The organism is Actinomycetaceae bacterium MB13-C1-2 (genome assembly GCA_035621235.1).
GTDB lineage: Bacteria > Actinomycetota > Actinomycetes > Actinomycetales > Actinomycetaceae > Scrofimicrobium.
In genome coordinates this window covers 1,481,865-1,504,279 of sequence record CP141731.1, presented here as the reverse complement: position 1 = coordinate 1,504,279, position 22,415 = coordinate 1,481,865, and the positions used below count along the sequence as shown (strand labels likewise).

The window sequence follows — 22,415 nt, the reverse complement described above, 5'->3', positions numbered from 1 at the left end:
CCTACTAGAGGAACGGAAGGAGACGCAGTCATGAGCGCAAACGAAGAACAAGTCTTGGTTTATTCGCAGCCTCATTGCGGGCAATGCGAAGCAACGAAACGAGCCCTGGCCAAACACGGCATTGCTTTCACCGAGATCGACCTGACCACCGACCCTGAAGCGTTGGCGAGGGTCAAGGCCGCCGGGTGGATGCGAGCACCCGTCGTTGAGACCCCCGACGGGCAAGCATGGTCAGGATTCCGCCCAGACAGAATACGAGACCTCACCAGCCCAAAAACCCAGTGGGCACCGAGCAGTGAACCAGCCCGGTCGCCTACTCCTCAGGCGATGTCGTTAGCAGCAATTTGACGGACTGCGACTCAGATTCGAGCCCTATGGGTTCGCCTTCCATGAATCGTAGTTGGGCCCGTCTGACGCTGGTGGTGCCACAGGTTTCTGGATACGAACGCTCACTGGCACCGGGAAGTCCACTCCCATGAGGATGGCTTCGCCAGGAACCAGTCCTGGTAAAAGTTTCGTTGCTGACTGGTCGATCTCTGCTGCGGCTTGTTCGATTCGTTGACGATCACGACCATCTGCAAGTCGATGGACAATTGTCATTCCAACTTGGCTCAGCACTCCAGATGGCAAGTCACCAGGGCGCTGCGTTGCGACACAAGTGGTGAGCCCATACTTGCGCCCCTCTTTGGCTATGGAATCAAACGCGTTCAAGTGGGTGCTAGCGAATTCGTCGCCGACCGTTACGTCAAAGAACTGGTGCGCCTCATCAACGGCCACGACCAATGGAGCATCGCTGAACCTGCCTAATCGCGCCCAACCGAGCAGCGTCTGGCCCAATATATTGACGACAATCTCTCTCAGGTGATTGGCAAAGGTCAGATTCTTGAGCGAAATTCTTAGTATGTGACTGTCTGGGTCCGCCAGCCATGTATCCATTACGTCGATGGCGTTGAAAACTCCGTTCGGTGGGTCAATGACACCCATGATCTCGGGAATCTGAAGAAGGTCATTGATACGGCTTACCAGCGATGACACATATCCCAATTCGTTATTGTTCGTGCCTCCGAAAACGGCCGATTGCTGTCCGGGACCCGTAGGCCAGATGCATTCGCACTGAACTTGATCGGCCAAGGCCCTGAAGTTGAAGGGAAAGTGGGCGTTCTCAATGCTCCCGATGTACTTCTGCATTGCACTTTGGTAAGTGTGGATTGACTCGCCGGTCTTTACCAACGCACCGTGCACCAAACCGAAGGACTGGTGAGCAGGATCAGGCGAGTCATCGTTTGCTACAGCATGAACCAATCTAAGTGAACGCACAGCCTCACGCAACTTGGGGAGCTGCGATCCGGCGGATGGATTGAGGAAGGCGTTTCGATCCGACTCCCGCATCATGTAGTGGGGAATTCCAACAGGAGAGGTTCCATGTGGTTCGCCAGCAACCGATCCGAACGCCAGGTGTGTTGCTCGATCACCGAGTGTTCGAAATTCACCGGTGGCGTCAATCAGGACCATTTTGCCTCGCAGCGTAGCTACGCTTTCAGCGAGGTGGCCGAGAGTCCAGCTCTTGCCCGATCCGGTAGCCCCGACGACAGCTACGTGCCGCCCGAACAAGCGAGTCAGTGGTACATCAACTGGTACCGACTCATCCACTGACAATCTGCCAAGCCGAAGTACGGATTTCGTTGATTTGGGATTGGCCCCTATGACCGCGAGGATCGCCTCAGAACTAGCGGCAAATACGGCATCGCCAACTTTTGGGTACTTAGCTATACCTCGTATGGATTCGCCACTCATTTTGAGTGTAGAAAGTAGCTGCACTCGGCCTTCGACTGGGACCTTTCGCTCCGATTCGTCGAGTAGGTCTTCTGCTCGACTGACGAGAGTGCCAACGCGCAATAGTCTGCCGAACGTCGCAACACCACCAACGTCAATGACCACGAACTCACCAACTTCGCCCCTACCGAGGCGCTCACCATAGTGGGATTTGGGGAGCTTGTTAGCAGCGGAAAACGTGACATCGACGAAGGAGCCCTCGACCTGATAGACGTGACCGATGCGGCGTTCTGGGCTGAAGGGATGGGTTTCCATCAGTGTCGGATGCCCCCGTTGGCTAGTCGCTCTGCATGGGCATCGCTCTCTTCCCGTGGTGGGACATCTGGAAGCACCTCTACAAGGTCGTCAAATGTACCTGCCAGTAGTGTGAGGCGACGGTCTCCCTTCTGAATGAGTTGTTCAATCCGGACAAATGTGTCTGAACGGTCTGCGCTACGCACACCTGACGAAACGAATACCGCTCGCATTCCGATGTTGCTTCTCAGCGCTGCTTCTACTGGTGCTGTCAGGTGATCGTCGTTGAAACCGAATCCAACAACAATGAGCCCCACGTCACGCTGGCGCAATGCGATCTGGAAGCGGGACATGAATTCCAGGTAAGGCTGTTGGTAGGACAACTGGTACTTGGTCGCTGATGGATAGATCAGTACTGGGTTCGTCGGTTCTTCACCTCCACAGACTTTGCGGACTTCACCGTCTTTGGTTTCCCAGTCGACTGACCCGTGTAGCTTCAGTAGGTGGAACACGTTTGGCTCAAGTGTGAGGGGCTCGTGTGGTCGTCGGCGAACATAATCCAAGTCGAATGATGCCCCATCGAAGACTTGGCCGCCGTAACCGAATCCGTCGATTGTGTTGAATCGGGCCCGTTGCGCTGCTACTTCAAAGGCTAGATCATAGTTTGTCGTGAATAGCTGTGTTCGCTGGAGTCGGGTAGAGCGCCGAGCTACCTTCCTCAAGAAGAGTTCATGAGCACCTAGCTCTGAATCGGCATTGATGAAGCTGCATTTGTTCCACACAATGCCTTCGGCCTCGCTTATGAAGGTTTCCAGATCCGAGTCATTTGGTTCTAGTGAGTGTCTGGCCTGTGCGTCGGAGAGGACGTGCTCAAGATTCGTGTTCTTAATCGGAATCGCGCTCAGTTTGCTTTTGACCTTGGAGAACGACGGCAGCATTTCAATCTCACTCCAGAGGTCCCCCATGCTAGGCGCATGGCAGTTTCCGGATTTGTCTTCGATGCCGAGCGACGTGCCCGACCCGGCGAGAATGACTAAGTTCTCAGAGTTCGCAATGGTCGATAGTTCTTCACGCAACGCCGAAAAGGCTGCTTCGCATTCCTGCTTCTTCGTGTCGTCTTTTGGGGGATCATCTGTGATTTCCACCCAGTCGTTAACGTAGGTACCCAGGACTTCCAACTTCTTCAACGTGCCCCATCTCTTTGAAAGAACGAGAGAACACGCTAACACCTTGATGTCGAGACCGGGTGTCAACGGTGACCTTCATTCTGTATCTCTCCGTAGGTGATTGACTAAGTCAGCTCCATCACCAGAAGCTCATACTCCAAGGGTACCGGCGGACACCGACAAGTCGTTGATGATGACACAGCCCGTCGCAAGACAAGAACCGTAGCTCGTCTCGGCTCGGAAACCAATAGGCCGCACGCCCGTCATGTAGCGGCTTCGACTCCGAGGCAACCAACACTCCTCTCACGATCCCACGTAAACTGCAATGCTATGAGACGCCTGTCCTTCCGGTCTGATCAAGAGCCGAAAGAAGACCCTAATGAGAGATACCGGACATGCCCTGAGTGTGGTGGCGACTGTGCACCCGAACCTGCTGGGAGTGACGGGCACGGAGTTCGATTCATTTGGGAGTGTCCCCATCACGGGATTCACACCATTACCGACCCATTCTTTGACCTGCGGGACGGTTCCTGACTTCCGTGTTCTCGCTGGAGCCTCCTAGATTCCGAGTGCGGGCAGCCCGGCGATGGAGGAGCTACGAACCTCGAATCCAACTTGCATCTCGGCAATCTGCGTAGCCTGCCGTAATGCGGAACCTGCCCGAGCCGCGTCGATCTTCTGTTTGACGTTGATGTCTTCTGGTGCAGGTCCGAGAGGAGTCTCGTTGTCGGTGATTTGGTAGCGATCTCGGTAGGCCACAACCGTTCGTGCCGCACTGAGCCATGCCGCTTGTTTCTTTGTCTCGGTGGGCATTGGTCCAAGCCGCGCCGACCAACGCTCTCTATCTGTCAATGCTCCATCTAGCAGTGCGGCGGCGCGTTGTTCGATCAGTTCTCGCCGCTCGGTGAGGGCTTGCCTCATTTCGGGGTCCATCGGCCCGTCGGCGTTGGGAATCAGGCCAACAATCAAGCGTGGCGGTTTGCTGGTGCGCCCTGACCCTGCGGGCCGAGCGGTTGCACGGGCCACGCGACCATGAAGCACTGAGGCAATGTCGTCAGCGTCCTCGAACCCGCGTACTCGGACGAGGCGTGGCAGGAGTTGGTCGAGGTCGTGGTGGTTGGCTTCCGCGCTGCGCAGCTCCGCCGACAAAGCACCGTAAGCATCAGAAGAAAGCACATCCTCGACTTGCTCAGTGGTGAGCCCGGAACTGCTGAGAAGGGAATGCCAGCGATCTGCTTGGGCTTCTTGGGCAATAGTTTCGTATTCGGCGGCGAGCTGGCTGATGGACCCCCACCGGTCTTGTTCGGCAGTGATCATTTGGTGGGCTGAGAGTTCAGCTCCGACGTGCTGCAGAACGCCAAACAGGACAGACCTCGCGGTGGCGTCTGGGTTGTCGCCAGGATGGGCGTGTGAGTGGTCTTCGTCTGGGCGGTCGATGGCGACGTAGGCGTAGTTTCCTTCTCGGCCTCGGGTCATGGCGACGTAGAAGTTCTCCCGCGTGGTCGTAGACGTGACAACAACATGCGACGTGTCAGTCGTAACCCCCTGCGCCCTATGGCCGGTTACCGCATAACCCAAATCCACATGCTCAGAGACGTAGGCGGCAGTCAGGACGATGGAGCCACCAAACCGACGATGAGTGGGGCGCACGGTGATTGATCCGTCTTCGCGCAGGCGAGTGACGATCCACCTATCCCCATTGCGTACCCATGAGTTGCCGGAGCGGAGCCGTCGGTCGTTGCGTCGGGTGATCACCAGGTCGCCCTCACACACCGCAGTCCCGTCATGGAGCGGGAGTTCTCGTTCGGGGTTGATGGTGCCGTCGATAATCCGATCAGCTCTGGCTCGCTGATTCAACGCAGTCACTAACTGCTGGGTCTCCGCTACAAGGATGGAGGCTTTGCCAGTTGCCTGGTCTGTTCGCCAAGCAAGGTAGGCGGCATCCATTGCCTGTTCTTCTTCGGCACCGTGAACCCTTCCGTGTTTGATGAGAGTGTCGATGGCGGTGATGTGTCCGTGGCGCAGGTCGAGCGAAGTGGTCTTCTCCCAGGCGTTGATGAACCGGTGAACATCCGTCAACTTCGGACTGTCGTCGTGTGCCGCTACGAGCATCCCGAACGCTCCGCCCGCATCCACGGACTGGAGCTGAGCGTAGTCGCCGACCATCAGGATTTTCGCGCCCTGAACTTCGGCTTGTGCGGTGATCTGATCCAAGGTGAAGGTGCCTGCGAGCGATGCTTCGTCAATGATGACCAACTGGCCTGGAACGAATGTGGCTCCGGTGGTGTGGAAGGTGTGTAACCACTTTGCGGTGTTCTCCGTAGCAATCCCCAAATCCTCAGCGAGGACTTGAGCAGCGACAGCGGAGGGAGCCAGACCCACCACCGCGTCTTTACCGTGCTGCTTCTCCCATGCCCGACGCAAAGCGTTCATCGCGGTAGTCTTCCCGGCACCAGCAGGGCCAACCAGCACGTCTACGACGCGGCCTGATAGGGCAATCGCTGTCAGGGCATCTGCTTGATCCGGGCCAAGTAGACGGCCTTCCCTGTCTGCCTTACGGGTGATCGCTTCGATGGTCTCCAACGGGATGGTGGGTGCTGTAGTTTTATCGGCCCGTTCCAGGCGTCGGTCTTCTGCCTTCAGTAGGTCTTCCGAGGAGAACACGGTTGAAGCGTGGGGGCGGAACCTGGACGAGCCGTCTTTGCGGCGGAACTGTGCTGGGCTGAGCGCCAACTCCGGCGGGGTCAACCGCAACGATGCCTGCTCGGCAGCGTCCACAACCATGCCGGTGATGGCTTTACGATCCAGGGTCGAAGCGAACCGCAACCCCATAAGTTGCCTACTGGCTTCGGCGTGCAAGTTCCATCTGGTCCAGGTCGAACGCTTCTCACCCACCACAGAAGTAACCACCTGGCCGATCTGCTCAATCACATCAAGGGGTAGATCATCGGCCCGCACCGTCACAGGCAAAACCTCGCTACTGGTGATCACCCTGGCCCATGTCATTGCATCCTCACCCAAAACTTGCGTGGCACGCCTCCGCCACTCGCTGGTGAGGTCGGCCAGGGAGCGCACATCCTTCTCAGGTCTGGTTGCGAGGGTAGCTTGGGCGCGCAGCTTCAACACGATCCGGTCACTGGGCTGGCGACCATGCTTAGATACGTAATCATCAACGAGCCGGTTCTTCTCCTGTTCGATGAACTTGGACCGGGTTGAGAACTCGGTAATCAGAGAATCTGGAACGCCGTTGATTTCCCATGCGGGGTTCCGATCCCGCCCCCGATTCCGAGATTCCCAGTCCAGACCGAAAGTGCGGGTCAGGTGGTCGGCCAGGACCGCGTTGTACATTTCCGAGATCGCTACCACCGCCCGGTGCATCGGGCGAGAATCCAACGTCCGCCACTTCCCGTCCTGGGCGGTCTTGACCTTGTTGCTGATGACGACGTGGGTGTGCAACTGGGGGTCGTGGCTACGTGAGTCGTAGTGATCGAACGCGGTTGCGGCCACGCCGAGGACATCGACTTGTGCAACCGCACCATCGTTGCCGGTTGCGCCTACGCGGGTTGCTGCAACCTCCTGCTCGATCAGCTCGACCAGCTCGGCAACCGCCGCGTGATGCGCTGCCGCGATCAGGGATTGCGTGCCCGCATCGGCCACCGCCCAGATCGCCGACACGCTCTTCGGCACGCTGAAGGTGTAGTCAAAGGCTGCAACGGCCTTGCGCGTCCCGCGCTCTTTCTCCTCGGCCTCAATCTGGGCGACCAGTTCCGCCCGATAGCTGGCGTCAAGACTCGGGCTGAGTTTCTTGGTTCGCTCCTCGATCCGCTCGGCCACAGTGGCGAACTGCTGATACGCCCGGCCCAACGGCTCACCAGTGAGCGGGTCACGGCCCATCCCCACCAGGAGCTGGAGCTGAGTCTCCGACACCTCAGAGCCCGCCGCCAGCTTACCGTCGCCGAAGCCAGCGATCCCGCAACCGAGCCAGAACCCCGGCGGATTGCCCGCCTCGGCGTAGTAGCGGGTCAGCGGCGTCGAAAGGTTCCTGTCACCGTCACCAGCAGCCACCGACTTCAGCAGGTACTTGTAGCCGTCGCCAGCACTCATCACGCGCATCGAAACAGTCATGGCCCACCTCCCTCACGGAGGGCAGGTGGGCCATAAAACCCGGAACGAAGCAGTCAGAGCCGAGTGACAAGACTCAGACCGACCCTCTTCTGCCAGACGTGTGGCCCTTCAAGAGTCGACAAATGCGCGCTGCATCTAAGGGATGAAGCGACTACGTGCGAATACGGACTCAGTGAAGAGAACGACAATAGCTACGCCCAGTCGCGTCAACGATAGATCACTTCCTGGGTGTTGTCTTGCTGACTGGAGGACGCCCTAAGAGAGCCTCATACTTCTCCTCGGTGGACACAGCCTCGACGATCCGGCCGACAAGCTTCGGACGGTAGACAAACTTGCTGAAGGCGGGAGAGTACAAACAGTAGCCATCTGACTTGGGAAGCTGTTGTTTGTCTCCGCTCTTGGCTGGTCCAATTTCCCAGGCTTTCCGGATGGTAGTGAAGTCATTGACTGTAAATCGAAACGGAAGACGCCGTTCAACTGCGTCGGCTACAGCCCCCGGAAGCATCTCGTCTCCATGGATCGCCTCGCGGTACTTTTCCGCCACGATCACGCTTCCTTGCTGTCCGAGAAGATCCTGCATTTCTTCTTCACTCAGATCGTCCTGTCTGACGAAGTTGAGAGCAAGGTCTGCTTCTGTCTTCGGTCCTTTCATGGGTACCAAGAGGAGCCTGTAAGCGTAGCGTTCATCACTGCGCACATCGTCATCTAACTCGGCTTGAAACTCGCTGATGAAGCTAGAGACATTCCCTGGCAGTGCCCGCCGGAGGTTTCGTTGTTCTTCATATCGCGATGGGCTTAGAGACTGAATGAAGACCGGGAACTTAAGTTCCGCCCCCCAGTGTCTCGTTGCTACCAAATCGACGAACGAGCTCGGTCTCAAAGTTGATTATGCAAGCGTGGGCTTCAGCGGCAGTAGCCATCAGGACAGAATCCTGGAATCGATGTTCTACGTGGTTGCGCAACCCAATGAAAAACAGAAGGTTCGCTTTAACTGGGTCGCCATCTTTGAACTCGTACTTCAAGCACTGATTCAGATCCCATGTCTTCTTTGATCCATCAGGATTGCGCTTGAACGTCCGTCGCTTGTCATTCTCCCGGTAGAAGATCTCAGCTTTTCTGCGCATTCGATCTGCGTGCAGGAGATTTTGCCACGCAAGGTGAATGTGAACAATAAAGTCGGCAAAGCTACGCCGATCACCGGGCCGATTGTAGAAGTCAATAGCAACGAGGGCTTGGCGTCGAGCTTCGTCGAGAGTGTGTCGCCATGCAGCGGGACGTGGCATATCTGCTACCCCTCTTCTTGTGGAGTCGCTGGTGCCGCAAGGAAGTCGCGCAGCATCTTGAGTCGTTCGAGGATCTCGTCGTAGGTCACGATGGTCACGCTGCGAGAGTTGGCTCGGTACAACTCAAATGATTTCTGTTTCTCGGGGTCATTGGCCGAGGGTGTGCGTCCAGCAACAACGAAACAAGAAACGGCGTAGGACTCCAGGTCCCACTGTCGTGAGTTTTCTTTTAGGTTCGTGAAAGTCTTCGTCAGGTTGTAGGCCTGATCGAGCACTTGAGTAATCGCGCCGTTCAACTCCTTTGACGGGGCGAACACACCCTGCCGATACTCTTGGTTGCTAAGTAGTTGCGTTGTTGGCTTCTTGATCTCGACGAGGGCAACGTTGTTGGTCAGAGAGTTTTTCACCAAATAATCGGCGATCTTCTCCCCGCTGCCCGAGAAACCTCGACCTCCGACAGCAGCACCAGAGCGGACACTGACCATCGGGGCTCCGAAAACCTGTTGCAGTGCGAATGTGTTGTCGTCGAAGAATGACTGCCAGTATTGCTCTGGCCTGTTCTGTTCCAGCGCATCCGCATAGGACTCAATGAGCCGATCAAGACTGACAAGTTCTATATCGCGCCTAAGTTGCTGAAACTTCTGGGGAGCACTCTCGGCAATCGCTGTAGACTCTGAGGTAATCGTGCCGATCAGCTCATCACGTTCCGAACTGCTTAGTTCCTCGGTGCCATCGGCGGCCTTTGCAATCAAGCGTGAGGTTGGGTGTCGACCGAGCGAAAACTCCGTAGCAGTGAGGCCGAGCGGAGCGGCAAGGTTATTGTGAACGAAGACATCTTTTACTCGACTGGCAGCCCTGTTACCCCGGTCATTGATCCGGCGGATCTCCCTCCAGATTTCTGCGAATCGTGCAAGGCCAAGGTGGAAGGTTGTGTTGTTGATAGCCACGTTGTCACCGTTGGTGAAGACTATTTCGTCGCAGGATGTGTTGTCTTCGATCAATCGAATTAGTCGGTTGCAGTCCTTGAGGAGCCCTAAGCCGTACGCGTAGTCTTTTACAAACCCTTTTGGCAGCATCTCAAGAATCAACTCCAGATCGAGGTCATCGCAGTAGTCGTCCAGAAGTTGCGTCTCCAGAATGAGTGTGCGTATCTGATTGTATTTTGGGCCGAGATAGTCGCTGTGGGTTGAGAGCGTGTTGATGGGATGGATCTTCAGGATGCCTGTCTTGGAGTTGAACTCCAAGAGTTCCACGCCACCAGCCAAGCGTTTGCGTGCTGTAAGTTTTTGCTGCGGCAACTCGGACGGAATGAAGTGAGCCTTGATCCATCCATCTTCGTCCTCCGAACGGATGTCAAGGCGACCGACATTTGTCTGGTCGTTTCCAAATCTTGCCACCGGCGACCTCAGCTTTCGTCGAATCCGGAGCTGGGATCGAACTTGAGGGTGCGTGCGTTTTCTCCGATGGTGCGGATCTCTGCTTCGTCGAATCCTTCTGGTTTGGTCGCTTGGATGTCGATGGCGATTTCGAGTTTGGCTCCCGTTCCTGCGAGTCGGTCGATGACTTCGCGTGTCACGTTGCCGATGTCGCGCGCGTACCGGTCAGAGTCGATCCTGACTGATCCGAAGAATCGTCGCAGGACTGCTTCCATCTGTGTCTCGACTACTGATGGCGTTTCGTCCACTGAATGTGTCACGGAGAAGTCAGTCCGGTTCGAATCCACGGGACCCACCGACGCTGTTCCGCCACCATCCAATGCTTCACCGAGTTCAGCCTTTTGCCGCATGGTCTCGGCTAGGTCTGCTTCGATCTGCTTTTGGGCGCGTTCAACCTCTACAAGCAGTGTGCTGTCGGTGACCTGAATTGAGTGATTTGGGCTTGGAGGGACAATCAGCCCTCGGTATCGCCCGGTCTCTATGTCTTTGCCGGTTGCGATTGCGAACCGTTCGCTGTCCACCAACACGGAGTCTAGTGATTGCTCGATTGCACCATCGAGAACATTGCGTCGGACAAGTCTGGGGAGGTATGTGTATCGGGTGAAGTATCCCCACAGTTCCCCGACGCTGATTTCTCCGCTATCGCGCCAATGGGTTCCTAGTTCCTCGTGCAGGGTTGCACCCAGGATTGCTGCTCCCAGTTCTGTGATGAGTTGGTCTTCTCGGGAGAGCTTCGCGCTGACTCGTTCTGCTATGGAGTTGCCGCCTGAGTCGGGCACTTTCTCCGCTATCAGCTCGAATGGTTTGGTTGGGTCGAACTGTTCTGGATACATTGCCCACACGAAAGTATCGCGGATGCGATCAGAGACGGTCTGATCCAGTCGTGATACCCAGTCGTCTGTTTGCTTACGTTGTTGTGCTGACAGATTCAGGCTGTCACTTGTAGCTTGGACCTTTTTCCATCCCAGGTAACTACGTGTTGCAGCTTCGAGGCTTTCAAGTTCTCCCTTGTCCGCGAGCAGGAAGATCAGCGAGTTGCGGTGAATGCGTTGGCTCGCACCTTTGCTCTCAATCGCCTCTTTCACCCATTGATGAGTGGCGGAATCCGCCCCGTCTTGCTTGCGTCGCGCGTGGCGTGGATGGGCGATGATTAGTCGGGTGTCTTCAAGGTCTGGGATGTCAGCAGATGATGAGGGAGCGACGTGGACCCGGTCGAACACACCTCGGGAACGCTCCTCGCCGTGAAGGCGTCGGCTGATCTCGTTCCACACCAGCTCAGGATCTTCGCGCAGCCTTTCTGCGTAATCGTTGGCTGTCTTGGTCACCGATGGTTGAGTGTCGAACCAGTAATGCCCCTGCTCTTCGTAGAAGTAGGTGGAGCGTTGTGCGAGTTGCTCTACTGCGCTGCCGAAGTTGCCCAGGACATCGCCGGGTACTGCGGTTCCGAGCCACAGGTCTTGCTTATCCAGTCCTTTGCGTGTGCTCTTGATTCGTGGTGCAGCCCCCATGAAGATCGTGCGAGCGATGCGCTGGGTGACAAACCTCTGTCCCAGATTGGGCCGGTCAAGGTCAATCTGTTGAGCAGTTGAACCGGTGCCGTCAATGTCGGACTCGATGATCGGTTTCCACTGGTCTTCTAGATACTGGGTCAGGTCCGTGTTCACCGTCGTCGCATCCAACGGAACGTTGCCCGGAAGGATCAACGGCGACGTGTCGTTTGAAGCCCACAGCTCGTGGACGATTGAAGACACGAGCTTCAATACGCCACGGGTTCGTTGGAAACGCTCCAGGGTTGACCAATCCTCGTAAAGACGATCAAGCAGCTCTGGGTGCAGCGGGTACGAGGCACGGATGCGCTTCTCATAGTCATCGTTCGGTGTCGCAGCATCCCGAGGGAACAAATTAGTGTTATTCCGATACATGGTCGCGAAACTACGGGCAACCGCCGAGATCGTCGTCAGCCCTTCCGCATCGGGAGCTTGGAAGAGACGGCGACGAACGATCTCGAAAGACTCATCCTTGCTCGACGGCCGCCACTGGTCCGCCACACGGCGTATCACGTTCTGGAGCCGCTCCAAAGCGAGTTGCCCGTTAGCCCCACCAATCTCAATATCAGAGCCTTGACCGTCAGCCCCAGTGTCTGAAGCGGGGATCGAAACCACCAGCATGACACCGGGAACAGAACGCACTATCTCCGTGAGCGACTGCGCGAAAGTGAACTGAGTATCGAATGAACCCGCTGGAAGGTCCTTGTCCGTCACGAGTTGTCGAGCATAAGCCACCCACTCATCAATCAGAATCAAAGCCGGACCGTACCGAAGGAACAGAGTCCGCAAGGCTTCACCAGGATTAGTTCCAGCAAGATCATCCTTAGCGATCAAGTCGTACGCTTCACGACCACCCAACTGCCACGCCAGTTCACCCCAAAGAGTGTGAACCTCGGTACCATCCTCCTTCAGGATCGGTGAACCCGCCTTTAAATAAGTACCCACCAGTGCGACACGTTTCACGGACAGATGTTCTAGATCGGGCTTGCCGTTCTCAGCGATAAGCTCCTGGACCTCTTGCGGAAAATCCTTCGCCGGTGTGCCACCGAACAAGTGGTAGAGCGCGAGCATCGAGTGGGTCTTGCCGCCACCAAAGTTGGTTTGCAGATTGACTACCGGGCTGGCCCCATCCTCACCATTCAGTCGCTTGATCGCTCTGGATAGAAGATCGCGAAGACCCTCAGTCAGGTAAGTTCTGGAGAAGAACTCAACCGGATCACCATACTCCGGGCTTGTTGCCTTACCAGTGTGAACCAGGTGCAAGTCCGCTGCGAACTCTGATGCCGTGAACTCACCACGCGCCACATCATCATGAGGCCGAATCACCTCACGCCACGGACGCAAACCCGTACCCGGCTCAAGTGACACCTTTGTACGCTTGACCTGCTGGCGAGTCTGATCCTCAAACACCGTGCGCTGAAGATCCATACGGATCTTGCGAACATCCGCCGCCGAATCCGGAGCATCAACCGCCTGAAGCAGCCTTTCAATAGTGTCCAGCGTGCGGATCGCATCATCCGAACTAAACGCATCCCCATGCGCCCACCGGTTACGGGCATCTCGCAACTCAGAAGCAAAACCCTGCTGAGCCCGCGACAAACGATCCTTGAAGTGATACCCCTGCTCAGTGAGTGCCCTGAGCTGTACTTGGACGTCACTCTTGCTCATCACCCACGGATTAGTGCCACGCTTGCGTGCATCCGCCTGAGCCCACTCATCAGGCCACTCCGCCGTGTTGTAAGCCTGAGTCATCACCTCATCGACTTCAGGCTCTAGCCCCTCGGAGAGCAGATCAAACGCCTTGCCCACCCGATCACGGTTGTTCATCGCCATTGTTTCTCTCCTAAGTCCCTGCTACTCATCATCGTCATCTGTCGCTGCGAGTTGTCGCCTGGCGACTCGTTCCTGTGCTTCTTGGTAGATCTTCTGGATGCGTGCCTGAAGTTCAGCCTTAGGTGGCAGCGCAGTCCAGTACTCCGCCACAACGATCCCGTCCTTGTGCATTTCAAGTAGCTCGATTTGCTCTCTGCTGGTCTCGGTGCAGAGGATGAGTCCAATCGGTGGCTCCTCATCGTCGAGCCTCTCGTACCGGTCTAGCCACTTGAGGTAGAGCTTCATCTGCCCCTCAAAGGCAGCCTTGAACCTTCCCACCTTCAACTCGATGGCAATCAGCCGCCTTAGTGGTCGGGAGTAGAACAATAGGTCGAGATGAAAATCATCGTTGTCGATTGTCATTCTCTTCTGTCGTTCAACAAACGCCCAGCCGTTGCCCACCTCAAGTAGAAATGACTCAACGTCCCGGAGGATTGCCTCTTCTAGGTCCTTTTCAGCAAAAGCATCTTTCAGACCCAGGAAGTCGAGCAGATAGGGGTCGCGGAAACTATCGGCTGGAACAACTACCCCGCCACGAGTCTGAACGTTCGCAATTTCCTTGCGCTCAAAGCCTTGCCGACCAATGAGTTCCCGCAACGCGCGGACACTGAGGTGAGCGGTGACCGCCTGTTTGATGTAGAAGGATCGCGCTTCGTCTGTCCTAACGGGCAGGAGCACGTGAAAGTGGCTCCAACTCAATTGTCGCGACAGCGTTGCGACAATATCTGCTTCGGGAAATTCACGCGCGAACTGCATCATTCTGTAGAGGTTTGCCCTGCTATAGCTTCGCCCATACTCATTAGTCAATTGTCGCGCCAGTGTTGCGACAATCTCTTGTTCGTAGCCAGCGCGCTCTTCTCTTAGCACTTCGACGTCGATCATCCGCCCGATGTACCAGTTCCGCAACGTCAACGTCGCATTCACCTGTGCAGCAGCAAACGATTGGGCTTGATCAATAAGCGCAGACACTCGATCTACGAGATCCCCGCCTTTGGCGCTGACAGACTCCGCGATGGCACGGAACGGAGAAACAGCGTCACCAGATTGGTGCCACACCGCGGCACCAATCTCCACTTCTCCAGGATTCTTCGTCATGACCTAATCACCGTCCTCATCGAAATCAAACTCTTCCTGGGTAGAACGAGGGATTGACGCATACTTACGCGCTTGCTCGTTCACGTCACCCCAAGCACTCACCAAGCCGTTGAAGAGGATCGCATCCTTCGTGTCCTTCTTCTTCTCCGCCTCATGGAACAGCAAGAAACCCAGTTCCTTCACAGCATCCAGATTGACGCGCGTCTGCACCTGCGGTAACAACTCAGCAACCTTGTCGGCACCATCTTTCGCCATCACCCCTGCAAGGCGGATCGTCGCTTCCCACACGCTCACACTCTCATCCGCTGAAGCGTCCCAATCACCATCAAGCTGAGACGGAGACAAGAGACATGCCTTACCACCCTTTGCCTCAAAAATGCCGCCACGTTCAAGAGCGCCAATCGACGTATCGGAAGAGCGAGCTAACTGATCAGCTATACCGGAGTTCTCCTGACCCCAGCCATACTGTCGATACCACTTCACAGCGAACCGAGTATCCGGATCAAAATCGGACTCCTGCTCGCCAAGCACCTCATCAAGCGTTGCGTTGATCAGCAACAGCGCATCTTTTACGCTCATGTCTGATCCATCTGCTTCACGCACACTTCCGAACGCGGAGAAGACCGCTATGCCCGGACCAATTGCGGCTTGAGCCAGGTCAACAGGTGCAATCGAGCCCTGCATAAGCTTGCGCAGGGCATCAGGCAAGCTCTCCTTGAGCGTAGCCACAAACACTCTTCGAGTAGTGGAAACCGCACCTTCTGTGCGTGGTCGGCAAGCCAGCAAAATCGTCGAAGCAATAGAGTTCGCGCCTAGGCTCGTAAGTCTTCCTGCGCGTTCCGTCCTCATCGGCCATGTTGCAGTCACCTCCCAGCCGCCTGAAATCAATCCGTCGAGGAGCGTATGCCAACCATTCGATGAACCGCTTTTGCCATTCTCGTCTTTCTGCTTGTACGCATAGTAGATGAGGAGTGGAACATCTTGATTTGCGGCGTAACGGATGCGCCGGAACACGTCGTTGAATCCATTGACAAAGCGCTGACGTGCCTCTTCTTTCCCACCATGTCTGTACTGGTTGGCGACGAGTTCTTCAGACTTCGGAGTGAGCATGGTGCGGAACAGGTTTGGATAGACATCTTTTAGTGAACGCCTGAGCCACGTGTAGAAGAAATCGGACAGATCAGAGTAGCTGATCATGTCGTAATAGGGTGGGTCAGTCACGACCGCATATCCCGAATAGTCGCGTGAGGCTGCATCAGATTGACTAACGCCACCGGCAGGTATGTCGCCGATCGAAAACGAGTGATTCCTTAGCGCTCGAACCATGCCTTCAAGAATTACCTGAAGAGAACCAGACGCACCCGAGAAAGGATTTGCCTCAGCGAAGTCCCAAACCATAGGAATGGCTTGGCCGAAAAACATGTGCTTGGGACACTGTGCCTTTGGTTCCCAAGAACAGAGTGAGTTGTTCAGATCGGCTAGCTTGTCAACCGCCATCGCGAGATAGGTAGCGATAGCGTCAGCGTATGCAACTGCGCCGCTTCCGCCGTCGGCAAGTGCTTCTCCTTGCTCCCATCCGGCCGCGGTAGCGTCGCGTAAAACTTCAGCACGCACTTCCGCGACGGTATCGCTGAAGGCAGTGAGCATTGTCAGCTGGCGCGGTAGATATAGATCAGAAAATCTTGTGTATCCGTAGGCTGGAGGTGAGAACCACCGGGAATCCGTTGACATGCCAATATCGAGGTCAGATTGGGGGCGCACAACACTCGCGGCTTCCCTATCTCTCTCAGACGGGGCGAAGTACGCCCGACCACTTTCGCTTTTCGCCGCGACTGCGATGAGGTCATATCCAATTCGCCCGCTCATGCCTTCTTCTCTTACATAGTCGTATGAGAATGGAGTCGCATCACCGACAGCTTTCGCACCTTTGCCATGCTTTATGGTCCAATCCTCATCCCCTTTGGGACCATAAGGGTCGCGACTGATGGAGTACTCGATGACTCCTTCACGAACTTCAGGCACGATATACGCCTCTTTGCCTTTGTTTGTGCTCAACCACCAGGTACTGACGAGCGGCGTCCTTATTGGGTGCGCTGGGTTCGGACTCACCACAGTCCGCGCCCACTTCCATGCGATAACGGTTAACTCATTTCCGTCTTGGGTGGTTACTGTCGGATAGAGATGGCCAATCTTCGCCCATACTCTTTCGATGAGTAGCGATCCATAGCGACTCAAGTCCTCTGCAAAACCCTCCATTCTGCTCCAGCTCATAGCCGCGGCGGCTGAATCGGGAAACACAGGGTCTTTGCCGCTCACCAGAGGCGGAATCTGGACGAGTGCCTTCGTAACAAGAACGGCGACCGGATTCAAGTCGGAGGCATGTGCTTCGAGCCCGAGGCGTTGAGCCTCAAGGGGAATGATCCCTCCACCGCAGAAGGGATCGAGTACTGCTGGCAAGTCGCCTCCGTTTGACCTCCGAATCTCATTGCGAGCTTCTTCCATTAGACCCTTATCGCCGGAGTTCTCCCACTTGGAAAGACGTTCCATCAAATCATGGAGTCGCGCTCTTTCAATTGCCTGAGCCTCAGGTGTCGGAAAGCTGTCAGGATCAGCCGACGGATCATCGACAAGTTGGGCGAATATCGCCGCCCGTACGTTGACATGCGGCTTACGCGACCACCAGTGATGCAAAGAAGCAGGCTTCGACTGGCGAATCGTCCCTTCGCGTCGAGTCTCTTCATTGATTGCTTCGAGTGGCAGTGAGACTTCGATTAGTTTCTTCTTGGGTGTTGTTGTCAAGGGATTTCTCTCAGTTTCGGTGTTCTGGTTGTCAGTGTTTTGGCTCATCGTGGTGGTCCTCCGCGATCCCAGTAGTCTCGCCAGACTTCGTTGTAGGAACGGGTTGTGGCGGATGGTTCTAGGTGATCGAAAGCGTCGGAGACGTATCGAATCCGGTCGCGGTCCTTGCCGTCGGCTGATACTTCTACGAGGGCTAGTCGGTGGCGGTCGCCTTGGGTTTGAGCGAAGGTGATCTCGTTGGTGGTGATGGTGAAGGTGTCTGAGCCTTCGATGCGGCCTTTGACTTCGATGTAGTGGATGAAACCGTTGGAATCCATTGACTGGATGTCGTAGCCGGGGTTGTTGTGCGGCATCTCGGTTGGTTGGCGTCCAAGGTCCAGTTCGGCTGCGAGAACGGCGTCAACGGCTCGGCGTTCTACTTCTTCCGTGTTCTTCGCGAAGGTTGAAGACTCATGCTCATCACTGGTCTGGATGGCGTTGCTTGGGATGACTAGCGCGGCTCCTCGGATCACGGCTGGCACTGCGACCAGGTTGAGTGCTTCGTCGAGTTGTTCAAGTCTGGTGTCGAGCCGTTGGTCGAGTTGGCGGGCACGCGCAAAAGCCGTATCGGCACGCAACCTGCCAATGGCGCCGCCGCGTTCAAGGACTACGAGGCGGTTGTGTTCGCGGTCCCAGTGGTTGATCTCCGCAAGTAGGCGATCCTTGACCTGGGTCCGGGTGCGTGCGGTTTCAGCATCGAGGCGTGCCCGGATTTCTTCCAAGCGTGGGAGAAGTCCTTTGCGGTAGGACCATCCTCGAATCTGTTTGTCGTGGTTTTGTTGTGCCCAATCGGAGGAGACCACCTCTGCGATAGCTTCCCTCTCCTCTTCGACTGGCCTGTCGTAGTCCAGGTATGGCGGAGCTGCCGTGAGAATGATGTTGCCGTCCTGCTCCAATAATGGGTAGTCAAAGTGGTGTGAGACTGTGTCGGCATCGGAATTCTCGATACGTTCCTCAACGCTGTACATCAGCATCGGTTCCACGCCTTGTGTTGGGCGACGATCAACCAGCACGGTGCCTCGCTTGAGCGTTGGACCCAGATCGTCAATGGTTGCCTCAATTACCGCGTCAAGAAGCGGATGGCCAGGCGCGATGAGTGCTGCGTCAGTGAGCCCTTCGGGGTGCATTCTGGACAGGTCAAAAGTGATGCGCTCATACTGATCAGCGACCGGTGCCCAACGGTTGAGGCGTCGTGCTACTTCGATGACTCGTGCCGGGACGCGGGTGATCTCGTAGCGTCCCTTCTCCCGCTTGCGGATGCGCCCACCCAATCGTTCGAATGCGGGGACGAAGAATGCGGCGATGTAGCCGGGTTGTAGTCGCCTTTCGCGTGCTTTCTCCATGCGTGTTCGCACTTCGTCAAGGTCGAGCGCGCTGAACATTTCGGGGTGGAGTGCCTGTTCTTTCAACATCTCGTTCAGGCCTTTGGAGACGCTGGAGTCGATGATGCGGTCGAGTTTGGCTTTCACCTGTGGTTGGTCGCCGTAGCGGATTGCCTCGATCAGGAGGTCTTTGAGTGAGCGTTCTTGGAAAGCGTCCGCGTCGCCCAGGACGTTGAAGAGGTTGCCGTTGTAGGCAATCGACATTTGGTCAATCTTCGACAGCAACCGGGTAAACACATCGCCTTCGCGAGTGTCTTTAGCGACCATGTTCCACAGGTGGCAGACCTCGCGCTGACCAATACGGTGGATACGACCAAAGCGCTGCTCGATCCGGTTCGGGTTCCACGGCAGGTCATAGTTCACCATCAAATGAGCACGCTGAAGATTCAATCCCTCACCGGCAGCGTCTGTGGCCAACAGGACCACGGTGTCTGGGTTGTGAGTGAAGCGTTCACGCGCGAGCTTGCGATCCTCACGACGCGTACCACCATGAATCGTGATCACGGAGTCAGCGCGACCAAACTGCGCTGCGATCTTGGATTGCAGGTAGTCCAGGGTGTCGCGGTGTTCGGTGAAGATGATGATCTTGCGTGACTCGCCAGAGCCATCCTGGTCTAAGAGGTTTTCATCCAAGATGGTGCGGAGCTGTACCCATTTCTTGTCCTCGTCCTGGAGCCGAACGCGGCGCGCAACTTTGATGAGTTCATCAAGGATCGCGATCTCAGCCTTCAACTCAGGAATCGTGCGCGCGGCGGTAGCTAGATCGACAACCTGGTCTATCTGCTGCTCGAACTGGTCGCGTTCCTCCTCAGTGGTTTCCTCATCAAAGTCCTCAAAGTCTTCCGCCGAGAACGCTGGAAGATCAGGATCATCAAACCTAATGGCTGGCTTTTGCCCAGTTAGGCGTGCCGTTTCAGCAGCTCGCTGCATATCACGCAGCTTTGAATCAAGGCGTTGCTGGCGTCGTTCAAGGGACCGAAGGATCGCTTCAGGGCTGGACGCGAGACGCCGCTGCAACACGGTGAGCGCGAATCCGACGTTGTTGCCGCGCTTCTTATCGCCCTCTTGCGCAATCCTGTCAGCTCGCCCCATTTCGGTGCGGACATAGTCAGTGACCTGCTCGTACAGATCCCGCTCCGCATCGCTCAACTCATACTCAACCGTGTAAGCGCGGCGTTCAGGGAACAACGGTTTACCCTCGAACGTCAACAAGTCTTCCTTGACCATGCGCCGCATCAAACCATGCGTATCGGTGCGGTGAACGCCTTGCCGATACTGGCCCTCAAACCGGTCACGATCCAGCAAGGACATGAACAGTTGGAAGTCCTCTTCCTTACCCGCGTGCGGGGTTGCGGTCATCAAAAGGAAGTTGTGAGCGGTCTCCGACAGTAGCCGTCCAAGCCGGAACCGTTTGGTCTCGTCAACCTCACCCGCCCACGATGAGTAATGCGCAGACATGCGGTGAGCCTCATCCACCACGGCAACATCCCACGTGACCTCACCGAGCTGCTCGATCAGGTCCTCGCTGCGCGAAAGCTGATCCATACGAGCAATCAGATACGGATGCTCAGCGAAGACGTTACGACCCTGCGCATCATCAACCATTTGACGGCCAAAGACCTCGAAACGCAGATCAAACTTCTCAGACAGCTCCTCACGCCACTGCTCAACCAGACCGCCAGGGGCAACAATGATCGCTCGCTCGCAATCAGAACGCAGGATCAGCTCTTTCAGATACAAGCCAGCCATGATCGTCTTACCAGCACCAGGATCATCCGCCAGCAAGAAACGAAGCGGGATGCGCGGAAGCAGCTCTTCATACACAGCGCGAATCTGGTGCGGCAAGGGATCAACATCAGAGCTGTTGACAGCCGCCATCGGGTCGTACAGTGCGGCGTACTTGATGCGCAATGCCTCAGCCGCGAGACGGAACTCGTCAGGATCAGCGTCATACGCCGGAGCAGAATCGGAATCAGATGCAATCTCGAAAGTGGCCACCTCAGTATTCGTGATCGCGCGGGCCCCGCTACGCCCAGCGTCATCGCGATAGAACACCTCGAACAACTCATCATCCACCGGATCAACTGCCACCAAAGTGACCGTCTGGCCCGGCACCAAACCACGAAGGCGCTGCCCAGCACGCAACGCTTCAAGCGTCAAACCAGGGTCTGTCATAAGCGCCTCCTTCCAGTTTTCAGGCAGTAGATCAGGATACGAGCCACCTCCGACATTTTCTGTCGTAGGGTGATTCGAGGAGTGGATTCAACTCGTTTCAGGATGCTCCTGAGCGGAGTCGGAATCTCCTCTTCTCACCCAGTCATCGACCTCGCTGGCTTGGAACTTCCAGATTCGGCCAATCTTGTGGGCGGGCATGCCACGGTCAGCGATCCACGTGTACACGGTGTCCTTGGTGATGCCAAGGTGTGCGGCGATGTCGTCAGCGGACATCCAAGCTTCAGCCACGAGAACCTCCCAACCCTTCCCCATCGATGGAGTGCCTAACGAACCCAACATTACCGACCCAAACCCGGTTTGTCCGGGTGTAAGCCAGGTGTGGCTGGTGACGGTGGATGTCGTAACGCGCAAGAACGCAAATGTTCAGGGAGAATAGATTATGGAGCGCTTCTTCTCTCGGATTCAGGTTGACCCGGCTCATGCGGATTGGTCTCCTGTGGTGGTTCAGACGCGCTCTTTCACCCTTCCTATTGACCCGGTTGCTTATGAAGCGGTGAAGATCATGCTGGTCCGAGATGGATCAATGGTTTTGTTCTCCGAGTTCGGAAAGCGAGAGGCCACGGTCAACGATCTGGTGGTGTTGTGTGCTGCCACGCTGTGTGGCGCAGTACCGCGAGGGACCGTGAAGGTGTCTACGGCTTATGTTGACCCGGACTATTTGCTGGATCAGTTGTCGTGGCGTCACGCTGAAGTCTTGCCGGACAGGTTCGCGGCTGAGGTTCTGGTGGAGCGGTCGTATCACTTTCGTGCCGAGCTGATCCATCTTCTCCCTGAGGTAGCGGTGACGCTGGCTCGGTTCTTGGATTCGATTGAGAACCGCAAAGATGCGGGCGGTGAGGGGTTCTTCCAAACCCAAGCCACTTTCGCTGGGGTCATGCAGTTACTAGCTCAGCTCATGCCATGCTCGCCGGACAAGACGGGGCCGAACATGCACGCCATCGCCCTAAGTAAGGATGAGCTACGCGCAAGATACGCACCAATCCGGGCCGAAGTGTTACGCATCGAGCAAGCACTACAGGAAGACCTTGCCAGGCGGTGGACTGTTAGTGAGATGGCCGAAATCGTTCACATGTCGCCGCGTCACCTCTCACGGGTGTTCCGCGAGGCTTTGGGACGTTCACCGATCTCCTATCTGGCAACACTGCGCGCCAAGGAAATGAGCCGCCTGCTGCGAGAGACCGACGTGAGCATCGCAGAGGCGGGCAGGGCGGTTGGTTGGCGAAGCCGTACTCGGGCCCGGCAAGCCTTCACCAAGCTGACCGGCATTTCCCCGGAGGATTACCGTCACAGGTTCGCTGGTGCGGATACGGACAAGTGGGACCAGGATCGGGACGAGAACGCTCCAATACCTGGCTGAGACCGCGCGTGT

General features: G+C 56.3%; 14 protein-coding genes. 3 read left to right on the top strand and 11 right to left on the bottom strand.

The annotated features are described in order from the left end of the window. Positions 1 to 30: 30 nt before the first annotated feature. Positions 31 to 348 carry a glutaredoxin-like protein NrdH gene (nrdH, locus tag U6G28_06620; protein WRS29208.1) on the top strand — a complete coding sequence of 106 codons (318 nt, stop codon included), beginning with the start codon at positions 31 to 33 and terminating at the stop codon, positions 346 to 348. 24 nt (positions 349 to 372) lie between these two features. Here the strand turns inward: nrdH and U6G28_06615 are convergent, their stop codons facing one another. Both U6G28_06615 and U6G28_06610 read right to left on the bottom strand, forming a co-directional pair. Continuing rightward, entirely contained in the window at positions 373 to 2,088 is a 1,716-nt protein-coding gene (locus U6G28_06615) for an ATP-binding protein (protein WRS29207.1), read from the bottom strand. Further along, positions 2,088 to 3,254, bottom strand: coding sequence for an SIR2 family protein (locus tag U6G28_06610; protein ID WRS29206.1), 1,167 nt, complete (start codon positions 3,252 to 3,254; stop codon positions 2,088 to 2,090). The genes U6G28_06615 and U6G28_06610 overlap by 1 nt, the downstream gene beginning before the upstream one ends. 358 nt (positions 3,255 to 3,612) lie before the next feature. Between U6G28_06610 and U6G28_06605 the strand changes: the two genes are divergently transcribed. Beyond that, positions 3,613 to 3,795, top strand: coding sequence for a hypothetical protein (locus U6G28_06605; protein WRS29205.1), 183 nt, complete (start codon positions 3,613 to 3,615; stop codon positions 3,793 to 3,795). Here the strand turns inward: U6G28_06605 and mobF are convergent. From mobF to U6G28_06560, 9 genes are all read right to left on the bottom strand, one after another. After that, positions 3,792 to 7,358: a MobF family relaxase gene (gene mobF / locus U6G28_06600; protein WRS29204.1), complete on the bottom strand. Its 3,567-nt coding sequence runs from the start codon at positions 7,356 to 7,358 to the stop codon at positions 3,792 to 3,794. The two genes, U6G28_06605 and mobF, sit on opposite strands and share 4 nt — an antisense overlap. A gap of 217 nt (positions 7,359 to 7,575) precedes the next feature. Continuing rightward, entirely contained in the window at positions 7,576 to 8,055 is a 480-nt protein-coding gene (locus U6G28_06595) for a hypothetical protein (GenBank protein WRS29203.1), read from the bottom strand. 124 nt (positions 8,056 to 8,179) lie between these two features. Then, positions 8,180 to 8,641: a DUF3644 domain-containing protein gene (locus U6G28_06590; GenBank protein ID WRS29202.1), complete on the bottom strand. Its 462-nt coding sequence runs from the start codon at positions 8,639 to 8,641 to the stop codon at positions 8,180 to 8,182. A 5-nt stretch (positions 8,642 to 8,646) separates the two neighbouring features. Then, positions 8,647 to 10,038: a Shedu immune nuclease family protein gene (locus U6G28_06585; GenBank protein ID WRS29201.1), complete on the bottom strand. Its 1,392-nt coding sequence runs from the start codon at positions 10,036 to 10,038 to the stop codon at positions 8,647 to 8,649. An 8-nt stretch (positions 10,039 to 10,046) separates the two neighbouring features. Next, positions 10,047 to 13,457 carry a DUF499 domain-containing protein gene (locus U6G28_06580; protein ID WRS29200.1) on the bottom strand — a complete coding sequence of 1,137 codons (3,411 nt, stop codon included), beginning with the start codon at positions 13,455 to 13,457 and terminating at the stop codon, positions 10,047 to 10,049. A gap of 21 nt (positions 13,458 to 13,478) precedes the next feature. Beyond that, complete coding sequence (locus U6G28_06575) at positions 13,479 to 14,591, bottom strand: PDDEXK nuclease domain-containing protein (protein WRS29199.1); 1,113 nt, start codon at positions 14,589 to 14,591, stop codon at positions 13,479 to 13,481. Positions 14,592 to 14,594: 3 nt separating this feature from the next. Continuing rightward, positions 14,595 to 17,438, bottom strand: a complete 2,844-nt coding sequence (locus tag U6G28_06570) for a DUF1156 domain-containing protein (protein ID WRS29198.1) — start codon at positions 17,436 to 17,438, stop codon at positions 14,595 to 14,597. Then, positions 17,435 to 20,986 carry a helicase-related protein gene (locus U6G28_06565; protein ID WRS29197.1) on the bottom strand — a complete coding sequence of 1,184 codons (3,552 nt, stop codon included), beginning with the start codon at positions 20,984 to 20,986 and terminating at the stop codon, positions 17,435 to 17,437. The genes U6G28_06570 and U6G28_06565 overlap by 4 nt, the downstream gene beginning before the upstream one ends. Positions 20,987 to 21,073: 87 nt before the next feature. After that, complete coding sequence (locus U6G28_06560; GenBank protein WRS29196.1) at positions 21,074 to 21,397, bottom strand: helix-turn-helix domain-containing protein; 324 nt, start codon at positions 21,395 to 21,397, stop codon at positions 21,074 to 21,076. Positions 21,398 to 21,425: 28 nt separating this feature from the next. Between U6G28_06560 and U6G28_06555 the strand changes: the two genes are divergently transcribed. Next, positions 21,426 to 22,403 carry a helix-turn-helix transcriptional regulator gene (locus U6G28_06555; protein WRS29195.1) on the top strand — a complete coding sequence of 326 codons (978 nt, stop codon included), beginning with the start codon at positions 21,426 to 21,428 and terminating at the stop codon, positions 22,401 to 22,403. The last annotated feature ends 12 nt before the right edge of the window (positions 22,404 to 22,415 follow it).

Excerpts from the sequence above, each read along its gene's own strand:
- mobF (WRS29204.1), bottom strand. The coding sequence starts at position 7,358 with ATGACTGTTTCGATGCGCGTGATGAGTGCTGGCGACGGCTACAAGTAC.
- U6G28_06580 (WRS29200.1), bottom strand. The coding sequence starts at position 13,457 with ATGGCGATGAACAACCGTGATCGGGTGGGCAAGGCGTTTGATCTGCTC.
- U6G28_06615 (WRS29207.1), bottom strand. The coding sequence starts at position 2,088 with ATGGAAACCCATCCCTTCAGCCCAGAACGCCGCATCGGTCACGTCTAT.
- U6G28_06605 (WRS29205.1), top strand. The coding sequence starts at position 3,613 with ATGAGAGATACCGGACATGCCCTGAGTGTGGTGGCGACTGTGCACCCG.
- U6G28_06555 (WRS29195.1), top strand. The coding sequence starts at position 21,426 with ATGGAGCGCTTCTTCTCTCGGATTCAGGTTGACCCGGCTCATGCGGAT.
- U6G28_06575 (WRS29199.1), bottom strand. The coding sequence starts at position 14,591 with ATGACGAAGAATCCTGGAGAAGTGGAGATTGGTGCCGCGGTGTGGCAC.
- U6G28_06565 (WRS29197.1), bottom strand. The coding sequence starts at position 20,986 with ATGACAGACCCTGGTTTGACGCTTGAAGCGTTGCGTGCTGGGCAGCGC.
- U6G28_06590 (WRS29202.1), bottom strand. The coding sequence starts at position 8,641 with ATGCCACGTCCCGCTGCATGGCGACACACTCTCGACGAAGCTCGACGC.
- U6G28_06570 (WRS29198.1), bottom strand. The coding sequence starts at position 17,438 with ATGAGCCAAAACACTGACAACCAGAACACCGAAACTGAGAGAAATCCC.
- nrdH (WRS29208.1), top strand. The coding sequence starts at position 31 with ATGAGCGCAAACGAAGAACAAGTCTTGGTTTATTCGCAGCCTCATTGC.